Origin of the sequence: Chryseobacterium sp. MIQD13, assembly GCF_050496705.1 — a bacterium.
Lineage (GTDB): Bacteria > Bacteroidota > Bacteroidia > Flavobacteriales > Weeksellaceae > Chryseobacterium.
Window position 1 is genome coordinate 927,646 of sequence record NZ_JBNWAF010000001.1, and the last position, 13,372, is coordinate 941,017.

Genomic DNA, 13,372 nt, shown 5'->3' on the forward strand with positions numbered 1-13,372 from the left:
AAATTGATGATTCTAAAAACGGCTGCTCCTTTATCCGGACAGCCGTTTTTTATTTTGTCCAGGAGTATCATCTTTTATCTGTTTTTAAATAAAATTTAATATAAAAATAATCCATGCCTAACTTATTGAAAAACCATCGATCTGCCACTTAAATCCTGCAAATTTCAACTGATAATCCTATCCCGAAACCCGCATCTATAGCCTTTACCTCGCAACTTTTTAATATATTTAGGAAAAAATTTTAATGGACACCACCACTTCACGCAGAAATTTCATTAAAACCGCTACTCTCGCAAGCTTTGGCGCATTGGTTTTACCCAATTCTTTATTTGCCTATTCCAGTGACTTTAAATCAGATAAAAAAGTACGGGTAGGTTTTATTGGTGTAGGACTCCGCGGACAGGAACACGTAAAGCTTCTGGCAAAGCGTAATGATGTAGAAATTGTAGCTTTTGCAGATCCGGACAAAAGAATGCTTCTGGCCTCTCAAAAAATACTGAAAGACAATAATAAATCTGCCGCGCAGGAATTTTCAAACGGCGAATATGATTACCGGAACCTTTTAAAATTAAAGACCATAGATGCTGTTGTAATTGCCACCCCCTGGGAATGGCACCTTCCACAGGGCACTGAAGCCATGCGGGCAAAAAAAATTGTAGGCATGGAAGTTTCCGGAGCTATAAAACTGCAGGATTGCTGGGAATTTGTGAAAGTATACGAGGAAACGAAAGTTCCTATTTTCATGATGGAGAATGTATGCTACCGCAGGGATATTATGGCTATTATGAATATGGTCCGTAAGGGAATGTTCGGTGAGCTGGTTCATGGAAGAGGCGGCTATCAGCATGATTTAAGAGGTGTTCTTTTCAATGACGGAGTCACACCTTATAATTCCGGCGCTGAATTCGGAGAAAAAGGTTTCAGTGAGGCCCACTGGAGAACGGAACACTACGTAAAGCGTAATGGTGAGCTTTATCCTACCCATGGATTGGGACCTGTAGCTGTTATGATGGATATCAACCGGGGAAACCGTCTGACAAGGCTTTCATCATTCTCTTCAAAATCTGTTGGGCTGCATAAATATATTGCGGAACATCCAAAAGGTGGAGAAAATCATCCTAATGCCAAAGTAAAATTTAATCAGGGAGATATTGTCACTACACAGATTGCCTGTGCGAATGGTGAAACGATACTTTTAACCCATGATACAAGCTTGCAGAGGCCTTATGACCTTGGATTCAGGGTGCAGGGTACGGAAGGTCTATGGCAGGATTTCGGCTGGGGAGATTTCAACCAGGGGCATATTTATTTTGAAAAAACAATGAATCACAGCCATCGTTGGGAGAATACAGAAAAGTGGATGAAGGAATTTGACCACCCGATCTGGAAAAAATTCGAAAGTACTGCTGCAGGCGCAGGACATGGCGGAATGGATTTCTTCGTAATGAATACCTTCATTGAATGTATCAAGCGAAATATAGAATTCCCGATGGATGTGTATGATCTTGCCTTATGGTATTCTATCACTCCGCTCAGCGAGGAATCTATTTCGAAAGGAGGTCAGGCTGTAGACATTCCTGATTTTACCAATGGAAAATGGAAAACCCGTAAACCTGTATTCGGAATGACCGATGAGTTCTAAAACACTGCTTATATTGGCCGGCGGACTGGGAAGCCGTTATAAAGGGCTGAAACAGATAGACGGAATACTGGATAACGGTTCGCCAATCCTTGAATATTCCATATATGATGCATTGGAAGCCGGCTTCAGTAAGGTTGTTGTCATTGTAAACAGGCTTATTCCTCAAAGTTATATTGAAAGATTAAATACAATATCAGGAAAAGTTCATTTTGAACTTCAGTGGGTGTATCAGGAAACAGACTGTTTCCTTCCTTCGGGTTTTGATGTATCACACCGACAAAAGCCCTGGGGAACGGGACATGCTGTTCTCTGTGCAAAAAATGTGGTAAATGAGCCTTTTGTGATGGTTAATGCAGATGATTTTTATGGGAAGGAAGCCTATCAGCTTGCAGCAAAGGAAATTGACCTTCATATTTCCGGATCACAGTTTGGAATGGCTGCCTATCCTGTAGAATCTACTCTGAGTGGAAACGGTAATGTAGCAAGGGGAATATGTGCAACGGATAATGACAGTTTTCTGATAAAAATAGAGGAACAGACTTCTATCCGAAAGAGTGGAAATTCAATTGTTTATACAGCAAACGGAAAGGATATGGAAATAGCTCCCGACACATTGGTATCTATGAACTTTTTCATTTTTCATCCTCATATTTTTGATGCTCTTGATGCTTATTTTAATGATTTTATACATTCAGGTCCGGAGCCATCACAGGAATTTTATATTCCTTCTGCCGTACAGAGAATGATTGATGAAAAAAAGGCAAAGGTTCTCGTGAAAACCTCCCCTTCCCAGTGGATGGGAGTAACCTATGCAGATGATAAAAGCAGTATTAAAGATTTTCTGACATCAGAGATCAAAAAAAACAGATATCCCGAAGATCTATGGAACTAAAACAAATCGTTACCGGATTTACCGGAACTGAAAATTGCAGTATCATTCCTATTACCAACGGATTGATCAATACAACTTATCTTGTGGAGAATCATGATTCTAAAGAGAAATTTATTCTTCAAAAGATTAACACCGAGGTTTTTAAGTTCCCTGAAATCATCAGTCATAATCACCTATTGATCAACGAGATGCTGGAAAACGGAAACTATTCTTTACAACTTGTAAAACCAAAAGAAGCTTTATCCGGAAATTTCATTATAAAAGATGAAAACGGAGAATCCTGGAGAATGCTTGGCTTTATAGAAGATACAAAAACCTTCTTTAAGATTCCGGATATAAAGACTGCCTATGAATCTGCAAAGGCTGTCGGCAGCTTTCTAAATACTGTAAATCCTGAAACTTTACCTGATATTCAGACCCCGATTGCTGATTTTATTAATTTTGAAAAGAGAATATTAGATTACCAGACTTCATTACAACACGCCGATGAAGATCTGCTGAAAAATGCTGCATCAGAAATTGAAATAATGAATGAGCTGCTTTTCCTTCCTCAAAAGTGGATCGAAATGGAAAAAGAAAATCTGCTTCCCAAGCGAATTATTCATGGAGATCCGAATGTCAGAAATATTCTTTTTGACGAAACTTCCCAACCTTTGGCTGTTATTGATCTGGATACGGTAACAATTTCTACAATCCTGTATGACTTCGGAGACATGGCAAGATCCTACACCAATACACTGGACGAGGATAACGGATATGCATATAATAATTTTAACCCGCATATTTACAGAACCGTAAAGGACGGATTTTTACTCCATTTAAAAAACAAGCTGACCTTTGAAGAGCTTGAAAATCTGGATTATGCCGCACAAACTGTCATCTATATTCAGGCCGTCCGTTTTCTGACCGATTATCTGAATGGAAGCACTTACTACTCTACAAAGTATGCTGAACATAATCTGGATAGAACCAGAAATCAGCTGGAGCTGCTAAAGGGATTGAGGCAATATTTAAAAGAGGATTAATAATACTCTCGCAGATTTAGCAGATTACGCAGATTTTTGTACATATATATCGGATTTTGATTAAATATATTTCTGTAAATAGTTTTGAAAACCGAAAGTCCATCAAATTATTTAGAAAAAATCTGCGTAATCTGCGAGAGACCTTTTCAATTATTTATTTAAAAAATTCAAAATAACCTTCCATTCTTCTAACTTTTTATCGAATGAAACAGTGTGAAGCGGGCTCGTAGAAGGAAGCTGAAATATTGGTAATCTGTAATTTTTGCCTAAAAGTTTCTGCAGATTCTTGAATGATTTCCCTCCGTTACAGAAAATCGCTTTGATATTGGGATGCTCATCCAAAAGCTCAGCTATCTGGTTTGCTTCTTCATTTCTGATTTCAGAATCCAGACTTCCTTTTCTTTCACAGGAATCAATGACGTCCCAGACTGCGATATGATGCTTCTTTAAAGTGTCAAGCCTCTGTATATAATCTTCTGTGAATTCTTCATTGAAAAGATGGAAGATAATAGTCCAGAATTTATTCTGCGGATGTGCATAATACTGCTGTTTCTCCAATGATTTGACTCCAGGGATTGAACCCAAAATTAAAATCTCAGATTGGGAATCAATGAGTGGAGGAAACGAAGAAATTCTGTTTTGCATATTCAAATATATAAAATTTGGCTAAAGCCTTTCCTGTTGAAAACAAAAAGCAGGCTAAAGCCCGCTCCTGTTACTATTTAAAAGAATAATCTATTTTTAATTATTCATTCTTAATTTTTAATTCTTAAAGTGTTTCCTTCAGCCAGTCAAAGAATTCTCTCTGCCATACCAGTCCGTTTTGCGGATGAAGTACCCAGTGGTTTTCATTAGGAAAATAAACCAGTTTGGATTTCAACCCTTTTAATTTTGCTGCCTGGAAAGCTTCCTGTCCTTGTTCGTAAGGTACACGGAAATCTATTCCTCCCTGAACAATCATAATAGGTTTGTTCCATTTATCAACAAAATTGCTTGGATTGAAGTCTGTATAAGCTTTTGGAAGCGGTTTTTCCCACGGAGAACCAAGATCCCAGTTGGCAAACCAAAGTTCTTCAGTAGTAAGGTACCATGATTTCATATCAAATAACCCGTCATGGGCAATGAACGTTTTAAATCTGTTTTCGTGGATTCCAGCTAACATAAATACGCTGTATCCTCCGTAGCTCGCTCCTACTGCCGCTACTCTTTCACCGTCTACGTAAGGTAATGTTTTGGCATAGTCTGTTGCTGCAAGATAATCTTTCATTGGCTGTCCGCCCCAGTCTTTGGAAATATCTTCATTCCATTTTGTTCCCCAGCCCGGCATTCCTCTTCTGTTTGGAGCAACGATGATATATCCGTTTGCTGCCATGAGTGAGAAGTTCCATCTTGTACTGAAATATTGTGTCAGTGCAGATTGCGGACCTCCCTGGCAATATACCAGTGTAGGATATTTTTTGTTCGGATCAAAGTTTGGCGGGTAGTGGAACCATACACCCATTTCTTTGCCGTCTGTTGTTTTTACCATCTTCAATTCAGATTTTCCCTGAGCCAGTTTAGCATATGTATCTTTGTTGGCTTCAGTAACCTGCTTCATTTCTCCGTTCTTCAGGTTCACAGAGAATAATTCAGTTGCATGGTTTATATCTGTTCTTCCTACTAAAAGTGAGGTTTTATTGTCAGTAAAGATTTCGTTTACATCAAAATCTCCTTTTGTGATCTGCTGTACTTTTGATGCTTTAGGATCTACAGAGAAAAGCTGTTTTGTCCCTCTGAACGCTGCTGTAAAATAAATTGTTTTTGAATCTCCGCTCCAGAATACATCTCCTGAAACACTCTCATCCCATCCTGCAGTAAGGTTTGTAGTCTTACCGGATTTCCAGTCCATGATCTTTACATCATTTTTATCCGCTTCATAACCGTCTCTCGCCATACTTTGCCAGATAAGAGATTTTCCGTCAGGACTAAATTTTGGATTGACATCATACCCTTTATTTGTTTCTGTTAAGTTTTTTGTGGTTCCTGAAGCCAGATCATAAGCAAAAATATCCGTATTCGTGCTTGTAGAGTATTCTTTTCCGCTTTTAGGTTTTGTAACGTATAAAAGCTGGGTAGAATCCGGGCTCCAGATAAAGTCTTCAGCTCCCCCGAAAGGTCGTTGAGGAGAGTCCCATGTTTTACTTTCCAGAAGGTCTTTTGCAGATTCTGCTTTATCTGTGGTATTAACTACAAAAACGTGGTTATATTTCCCTTCATTGAAATAATCCCAGTGTCTGTGGTTCAGATCTGTGTAAACCTGAGCGGTAGTTTTAGGAGTATCGCTGTATTTGTCTTTACCCATTAATTTTTCTACCAGAACCTGTTTGCTGAAAGCAATTTTTTTACCGTCCGGAGAGATTACGATATTATCAACTTCTCCGATGGTGTAAAATTCAGACCATGTTTTTCCGTTGTCTTTCGAAAGAAAGATCTTATCTCCTTCCTGGGCATAAATTCCATTTTTATCCCACTGGATAAGGGCTTTTTTGCCAAAATCTATTTTGGAAGACTGGTTATTGAGAACATTAAGAAAATAGTTTTCATTCTTGGTTTTTTCTGTTTTCAGATCTACCTGCCCTACTTTATAAATAAGTGAAGACTGATCCGGTGAAACTGCCTGTACTCCTACTTTTTTCAAAGTCCAAAGGATCTCAGGCGTCATTAACTGTTGTGCATTCATTAAAAGCGGAGCTGCCAAAGCAAGCAGACTGTACTTAAGTTTCATATGTTGATATTGATTTTTAACGGAAATATGAATTCCTGCTGATTTCATAATTCCTTTTAGTTTAATTCAAAGATTGTCAAAGTTAGTATTTTTATCCTAATTGCAAAGATGATATTGCCAGTTCATTTGGATGCAGAAATCAGGTTTTCATATGCTTTTGGAAATAAGGATCATTTTTTCATCTTCATTACGGAATTTATATAAGAATTGTTTTTTAACTGTTTATTTAAATTTAATCCTAAATTAGCATTTATATTCTCCGGCAGTCTGCACTGATAAAGATATCTTAACCGGAGGATTCTTAAAATTGCAGGGATTAAAACTGACAACGTAACTAAAATACTATACAAAAACATCAACCAATGAATTTAGATTTTAAAGAAGATTATATCCTGGAAAATGAATCGGTAAGACTGGAACCGCTAAAACATTCAGATTTTAATCTTCTACTGGAGTATTCTGAACATGAACCGGAAATATGGGAATACAATTCCGGAGGGGCAAACGGAAGGAAAAACCTTGAAAAGTATATCACTAATGCCGTTAGTCAAAGGGAAAATGAAAAAGAATACCCGTTTATAGTATTCGACAAAAAAAATCAAAAATATGCAGGCAGCACAAGATTTTATGCCATTTTTTCAGAAAATAAGACGATTGAAATCGGGTATACATGGTATGGAAAACAATATCAGGGAAGCGGAATCAATAAAAACTGTAAGTATCTGCTCCTGGAATTTGCATTCGAAAAACTGAATATGGAACGTGTTGCCTTTGCTGCAAACAGTAAAAATAACAGAAGTATTAATGCAATGAAAAGCATAGGCTGCGTGGTGGAAGGTGTTTTGAGGAACTGCAGTACAGACGCAACAGGTAACAGGATTGACGTTACCCGTTTAAGCATCCTGAAAAATGAATGGAATGAGAACGTAAAAATGAATTTGGGAAAAAGCTTATGATACTACGTAAAGTTTTATTTTTTTCAATACTTATATTGCTGGTTTCATGCTCAGCCACCAAGACAACAGTAAATGAAAATGAAAAGAACGGCGAAGGCAAAAGCATAGATCATCTCAAAAACGGAAAACGGAATTTCTATAAAAACGGGAGATTAAACTCAACAGGAAAATATTCTAGAGGTGAAAAAACCGGCAAATGGAAATATTTTTATCCTAACGGGAAAATACACCAAAGAGGACAATATATAAAAGATAAGCAAAACGGAATCTGGAATTATTATTTCGACAGTGGAGAATTTATGGGAAAAGGAGAATTGAAGGATGATAAACAGACCGGATTATGGAAATGGTATTATAAAAATGGTAATTTATATACTGAACGTTTTTATGATAAAGGTAAATTAATCAGGATAAATTCTTGTTTTGATAAAAACGGTAAATTACTTGATTGTGGAAAAATAATCAATGGAAATGGAATGATGATTTTTCATGACATAGAAAATGAATCGGATACAATTCAGACATTTAATTATAGAAATGGAATAATAGTGCAGCCATAATGTTTTTTTAAATAAAATGACAAAAGAAATCAATCTGGGTGAAATAAAATATTCAGAATATAGAATATAGAACCTAGCACTTATTATGAAAAAACTTTCTATAGACAAAAGAAAAGCAGGATCTCAAAAACAATAATCTATATGCATAAAAAAGGCCTGCTTTTCAGCAGACCTTTATATTAATTTTATCTCCGGTCAATTAATCTCCATCTGAAAACATGGAATTGGCCAATGAAGTAACAAATGACAGCAGCACACTAAAGATAAGAGCCCACCAGAAACCGTCTACTACCATACTGTCTATGAAATAATCTGCTATTAAAATGATCAATGCATTGATCACCAAAGCAAATAATCCTAAGGTAATAATCGTAAGCGGAAGCCCTAAAAGCCCCAGAATAGGTTTTACAAAAATATTTAAGATCCCCAGTACGATGGCAAAAATAATTGCAGAAGAAAATCCTTCGAAATGTACCCCCGGAAGCACTTTAGTCAAAAGATATGCAACAATTGCTGTAATCAACAGCCTGATAATTAAGTTCATATTATTATTTTTTAATGTTTATGGTGTTTATGGAGCAAAAGCTGTTCCATTTGCCTTGAAAAAATCCTGTCTGGCTCTTTGTTTAAAGAATATTTTAATCTTTGATTTATTTTATTCTCATCATGGTCACCAGTGAAGTCGCTACATGACTTTCCGAAGCGGTATTTTCATCAAGAACATAAATTTCAGTCCTTACCACAATAATCTTAGCACCGCCTTTTATTACGTAAGACTTCGATACTAAAGCATCTCCCAATGCCGGGCGAAGATAATTGACCTTCAACTCAACCGTTACTACATAACAGTCATCCTTGTAATGGCTGACCGAAGCATATCCGGAAGAAACATCAACCAGAGAAGCAATCATAGCCCCGTTGAACATTCCGGCTTTACGGGTCATCATTTCCATTTTAGGAATTTTTATAGAGACGAAGTCCGTATCTACTTCCAACAATTCTGCACGGTAAAATTTCAGTGTTTCGGAGCGTTCAAAGCTGTCTGTGATGAGTTTCTTTTTTTCTGGTGTCATGGATATTTAATTTAATCTGAATGCCAATACAAAGTACACAAATGTTTTTCAGAAATACCAGAAAATTTGAAACAAGTTTATTACTTGTTGGCTAAATTTAAAGATGCACGCTTCGACTCTGCTCAGCGTTACCATATTAATTATCTTTAAGCCTCATAATAAACCATCAACTACAAAAGGTACAAGAGTTTTCTCAATACTTTAGTTATTTTTAAGTTCAAATATTTTGAAAAAGGAACACTTAAATTTTTGAGAAACCGACAATTTTTACAATGATTATCGTTGAATAGGATGCTAACCATTCCCCTCCCATGGTGGGGTGGCGAAAATTCAGAGAATTTTTGACGGGGTGGTTTATAAAATGTTCAAAAATGGCTCCCTTATCTACGGCAAAAGATTATTTTTGCTCTAAAGAGTCCTCATGGCAACAAAAAAGATCTTCACATTCCTAAACCTGCTTGTATGCTGTATTTTTTATGCACAGACCCTGCATCTGTATGGTGGTGCTGATCAGGATCAATATCTCGGCTGTTTAAACTGTGATACGTTTGATAAAAATTCTATCTGGAACTCTTACAGCGATTATGGGAGCGCGTTCAGTTCAAAATCTATATGGAACAGCTACGGAAACTATGGAAGTTCATACAGCACTTATTCTCCGTGGAACAGCTATGCTTCCTATCCTCCGGCAATTATGGATCAGGATGGTAATTTTTACGGTTATTTAACCTTAAACACTTATAAATCTGAAAGATCAGAACTTGAACTGGCACAAATATTATGCAAATATCATGATGCCATAAAGAAAGGCATCAGTAGCTGGTATGATAAATTGTTCCGCTAAATCTTAAGTCAGTTGTACGTGAAATTCATCTGTAATTGTCAAAACTCCTTCTGTTAAACCTGCAGAATGCGTCGAAAATCCTTTCAGTTTTGAAGTTTTTCCCTTTAAAACCAAATCCAGAAGCTGTTTGTCTGAAAGCTTCTTACCGAAAATATCAAAACTAATTTTAAAGCCGCAGTTTTTGAAATCAGAGCATCCGACAGCTGTTTTTCCTTTAATCAGGTTATGTTGTTTACATTTCGGGCATTTTGTTTCTTCCCAGGACTGAAGTTCTTTTTTCTGTGCAGGTTCTCTTTTTTTCTTCTCCTCTGCTTTCTCTTCTTCCTGCAGGGTAATCACTTTTCCTTTTCCGTATACTACTTTATCCGTAAGCTCTGTAACCATCTGGATCAGCTCTTCTTTAAACTGATTGGCCTCATATTCTCCTTTTTCTATTTTGCGGAGTTTCGATTCCCATTCTCCAGTAAGTTCAGGACTTTTCAGAAGCTCATCCTCGATTGTATCAATTAACTGAATGCCAGTTTGAGTGGCGATAAGATTTTTCCTTTTCTTCTCAATATATTTCCTTTTGAAAAGGGTTTCAATGATGTTCGCACGGGTGGATGGTCTTCCGATCCCATTATTTTTAAGCATTTCACGAAGTTCCTCGTCTTCAACCTGTTTTCCGGCTGTCTCCATCGCTCTCAGCAAAGTTGCTTCAGTGTATGGCTTAGGAGGTGTCGTTTTCCCTTGATGGATCATAGGATCGTGAGGGCCGCTTTCTCCAACCTTGAATTCAGGGATGGTCTGTTCCTCTTCTTTTTCCTTTTCTTTATCTGCAGATTCCTCTTTCGGCTCTTTGGCATAAACTGCTCTCCAGCCCGGTTCAAGAACCTGTCTTCCACTTGTTTTAAAAGGAATTGTTCCTACTTTTCCCTCCACGAGTGTATTTGAGATCTTACATTCAGGATAGAAAACAGAAATAAAACGTTTGGCAACAAGATCGTAGATGAGTTTCTCTTCCCTGCTCAGATTTTGAGAAGGAGGAACTTCGGTTGGGATAATGGCATGGTGATCCGTCACTTTCGTATCATCAAAAACCGCTTTTGATTTTGGAATCGATGTTTCCAGTAATGGAGCAACAAGTTCCTGATAGAAATACATTTTCCGAAGGATACCATCTATTTTAGGATAAAGACTTTCCGATAGATAAGTAGTGTCTACACGTGGATAGGTTACGTGCTTTTTCTCGTAAAGACTCTGGATATAATTCAAAGTATTTTCTGCGGAATAACCATATTTTTTATTGGCTTCCACCTGAAGTCCGGTAAGATCAAAAAGTCTCGGATTTTTTTCTTTTCCTTCTTTAATTTCAAAGGAAACAATCTCAAAAGGATTAACTTTAAGATATTCGAGTCCTTTTTCTGCACGGTCTAAAGTTTTCAGCCTGTCTATTGCCGCATTGAAAATAACATCACGGTATTTTGTTTTAAGTTCCCAGTATTCTTCGGTTGTAAATGCATCAATTTCTTTCTGACGCTGAACCAGCATCGCCAATGTAGGTGTCTGCACCCTTCCAATGGAAAGAACAGCTTTATTCCCTCCGAATTTTTTGGTAAATAATCTCGTTGCATTAATTCCCAGCAGCCAGTCTCCAATTGCTCTTGCATTTCCCGCCAGATACAGATTTTTATATTCTTCAGCAGGTTTCAGGTTGTCAAATCCTTCTTTGATTGCTTCTTCAGTAAGGGATGAAATCCATAAACGCTGAATCGGTTTGTTGCATTTTGCTTTCTGCAAGACCCATCGCTGAATCAACTCTCCTTCCTGCCCGGCATCACCGCAGTTAATGACCTCATCACATTCCTCTACTAGTTTTTCTATTACTTTAAATTGATTTTCAACTCCTTTATTGGGAATTAGTTTTATCCCAAAATTATTTGGAATAATGGGTAATAAAAAAAGATTCCAGGATTTATACTGAGGACCGTAGTCATGAGGTTCTTTCAATGTACAAAGATGCCCGAACGTCCATGTCACACAGTATCCGTTGCCCTCCATATAGCCCTGTTTAGGCGTAGTAGCACCTAATACTTTGGCGATATCTCTGGCAACACTTGGCTTTTCTGCAATACAAAGTTTCATGAATCTCGGGATTATTGAAGGGGGACAAAAGTCGGGATTTTTTTTGGATTTACCCAATTTTGTTGTGAGTTGACAGCTAACTACGTTAACCTGTTTAGAGAACTATCACTTCCATATTTTCAACAATAAACCTGATATTTTCATTGATTAAATTGAATATGAACAAAATTTAAAACAAAATAAACCACTGAAAAACAATCAATTAAAAATTCAAAAAATAAAAAAAACTAAAAAGTCTATTGTTTTAGTGGACTAATAAAAATATATGTCCTATATTTGCAACCGTATTCAGGAAAAGAAATTAAAATGAAACAAGGATTCAGACATCAGTCCGTGAAGAAACAGACCATCAAAACTATGATGACGTGCAACTGCATGCCTATGCATCAGGAATCCCGTGGCTGACCTTATTTTTATATCACATATTTCTAAAGGCCTTACCACGTTGTAGGGCCTTTTTATTTTGAAATACAATCACACAAAAACATACACAATGAGCAGTTCTAAAAACAGCTGGCTGATACCAGTGGCATTTATCAATATTTACGTGATCTGGGGAATTACATTTCTTGCCATTTCATTTGGACTGAAAGGATTTCCTCCTTTTATTCTTTCCGGATTCCGTTTCTTAGCAGCAGGACTTCTGATGATTGGCTGGCTGCTGGCTAAAGGAGAAAAAGCAAATTCCCTGATCAACTGGAAAAAAAATGCCATCACAGGAATACTTATCCTTACCGGCGGAACAGGCCTTGTAGCCTGGGGTGAACAATATGTATCAGCTTCTGAAGCAGCAATTGCCATTGCAACCGGGCCTTTCTGGTTCATTGCTATTGATAAGAAAAACTGGAAGTATTATTTCTCAGATAAATTCATTCCGATAGGCCTTGTCATTGGTTTTGTCGGCCTTATATTATTCCTGAACGGAAGTGTTTCTGGTTCAGCCCATACAGCAGTTAACGGAAATCTTCGTATCACAGCATTTATTGTACTGGCATTAAGTTCGGTTGCATGGGTTCTGGGCTCTCTATATTCAAAGAAAAATCCGGCGTCACAGTCTACTTTCATGAATATTTCCCAACAGCTTATCACAGCGGGAGTTGCCTCTTTTATTATTGCTGCATCCAGAAAAGAATGGCATGGTTTTTCATTCTCCAACGTTCCTGCTTCGGCATGGACAGGTGTGTTATTCTTAGTATTTTTCGGATCAATTGTCGCTTACTTATCTTACATATGGCTGCTTTCTGTAAAACCTGCAGCTTTAGTAAGTACACATACTTATATTAACCCAATTGTTACAGTATTGGCGGGCTGGATCGTAGCCGGGCAAACCATTAACGGAAATCAGCTGTACGGGTTATCCATTATATTATTGGGAGTACTTCTTACCAATGTGACGAAATATTTCAGGCTGTCAAAACGCTCGAAAGTGAAGATAAGAAGACTGAAACGGTTTTTCAATAAGACTACCAGACCGTACCAGCCTATTTAAATT

12 protein-coding genes are annotated in these 13,372 nt (G+C 37.4%); 7 read left to right on the forward strand and 5 right to left on the reverse strand.

Annotation, left to right across the window (positions count from 1 at the left end; all coding sequences use genetic code 11):
- Positions 1-244 precede the first annotated feature (244 nt).
- From ACQWU4_RS04475 to ACQWU4_RS04485, 3 genes are read left to right on the forward strand one after another with little or no spacing between them, the layout of a single operon-like run.
- Entirely contained in the window at positions 245-1,642 is a 1,398-nt protein-coding gene (locus ACQWU4_RS04475; protein WP_429934561.1) for a Gfo/Idh/MocA family protein, read from the forward strand.
- Complete coding sequence (locus tag ACQWU4_RS04480) at positions 1,632-2,534, forward strand: sugar phosphate nucleotidyltransferase (RefSeq protein WP_429934562.1); 903 nt, start codon at positions 1,632-1,634, stop codon at positions 2,532-2,534. Before ACQWU4_RS04475 ends, ACQWU4_RS04480 begins: the two co-directional genes overlap by 11 nt.
- Complete coding sequence (locus tag ACQWU4_RS04485; RefSeq protein WP_429934563.1) at positions 2,525-3,559, forward strand: phosphotransferase enzyme family protein; 1,035 nt, start codon at positions 2,525-2,527, stop codon at positions 3,557-3,559. The genes ACQWU4_RS04480 and ACQWU4_RS04485 overlap by 10 nt, the downstream gene beginning before the upstream one ends.
- A 150-nt stretch (positions 3,560-3,709) precedes the next feature.
- On the opposite strand, the gene ACQWU4_RS04490 is transcribed toward ACQWU4_RS04485, so the two are convergent.
- Together ACQWU4_RS04490 and ACQWU4_RS04495 are read right to left on the reverse strand one after the other, a co-directional pair.
- A complete protein-coding gene (locus tag ACQWU4_RS04490) occupies positions 3,710-4,204 on the reverse strand; it encodes a DNA-deoxyinosine glycosylase (RefSeq protein ID WP_429934564.1) in 495 nt (164 codons plus the stop codon).
- Positions 4,205-4,328: 124 nt separating this feature from the next.
- On the reverse strand, positions 4,329-6,323 hold the full coding sequence (locus tag ACQWU4_RS04495) for a prolyl oligopeptidase family serine peptidase (RefSeq protein ID WP_429934565.1): 1,995 nt from the start codon (positions 6,321-6,323) through the stop codon (positions 4,329-4,331).
- A gap of 362 nt (positions 6,324-6,685) precedes the next feature.
- Here ACQWU4_RS04495 and ACQWU4_RS04500 point away from each other — a divergent pair, with 362 nt between their 5' ends.
- Positions 6,686-7,279 carry a GNAT family N-acetyltransferase gene (locus ACQWU4_RS04500; protein WP_429934566.1) on the forward strand — a complete coding sequence of 198 codons (594 nt, stop codon included), beginning with the start codon at positions 6,686-6,688 and terminating at the stop codon, positions 7,277-7,279.
- A complete protein-coding gene (locus tag ACQWU4_RS04505) occupies positions 7,276-7,839 on the forward strand; it encodes a toxin-antitoxin system YwqK family antitoxin (protein WP_429934567.1) in 564 nt (187 codons plus the stop codon). Before ACQWU4_RS04500 ends, ACQWU4_RS04505 begins: the two co-directional genes overlap by 4 nt.
- 199 nt (positions 7,840-8,038) lie before the next feature.
- Here the strand turns inward: ACQWU4_RS04505 and ACQWU4_RS04510 are convergent, their stop codons facing one another.
- Positions 8,039-8,383, reverse strand: a complete 345-nt coding sequence (locus tag ACQWU4_RS04510) for a phage holin family protein (protein ID WP_429934568.1) — start codon at positions 8,381-8,383, stop codon at positions 8,039-8,041.
- Between the two features lie 106 nt (positions 8,384-8,489).
- The gene (locus tag ACQWU4_RS04515) at positions 8,490-8,912 is read right to left on the reverse strand and encodes a PaaI family thioesterase (RefSeq protein ID WP_429934569.1); all 423 of its coding nucleotides are present in this window, start codon (positions 8,910-8,912) and stop codon (positions 8,490-8,492) included.
- 421 nt (positions 8,913-9,333) lie between these two features.
- On the opposite strand from ACQWU4_RS04515, the gene ACQWU4_RS04520 reads away from it, so the two are divergent.
- Positions 9,334-9,756: a hypothetical protein gene (locus tag ACQWU4_RS04520; RefSeq protein WP_429934570.1), complete on the forward strand. Its 423-nt coding sequence runs from the start codon at positions 9,334-9,336 to the stop codon at positions 9,754-9,756.
- Positions 9,757-9,759: 3 nt separating this feature from the next.
- Here ACQWU4_RS04520 and ACQWU4_RS04525 read toward each other — a convergent pair whose 3' ends face one another.
- Positions 9,760-11,880 carry a DNA topoisomerase 3 gene (locus ACQWU4_RS04525; protein WP_429934571.1) on the reverse strand — a complete coding sequence of 707 codons (2,121 nt, stop codon included), beginning with the start codon at positions 11,878-11,880 and terminating at the stop codon, positions 9,760-9,762.
- Positions 11,881-12,373: 493 nt separating this feature from the next.
- Between ACQWU4_RS04525 and ACQWU4_RS04530 the strand changes: the two genes are divergently transcribed.
- Complete coding sequence (locus ACQWU4_RS04530) at positions 12,374-13,369, forward strand: EamA family transporter (protein WP_429934572.1); 996 nt, start codon at positions 12,374-12,376, stop codon at positions 13,367-13,369.
- Positions 13,370-13,372 lie beyond the last annotated feature (3 nt).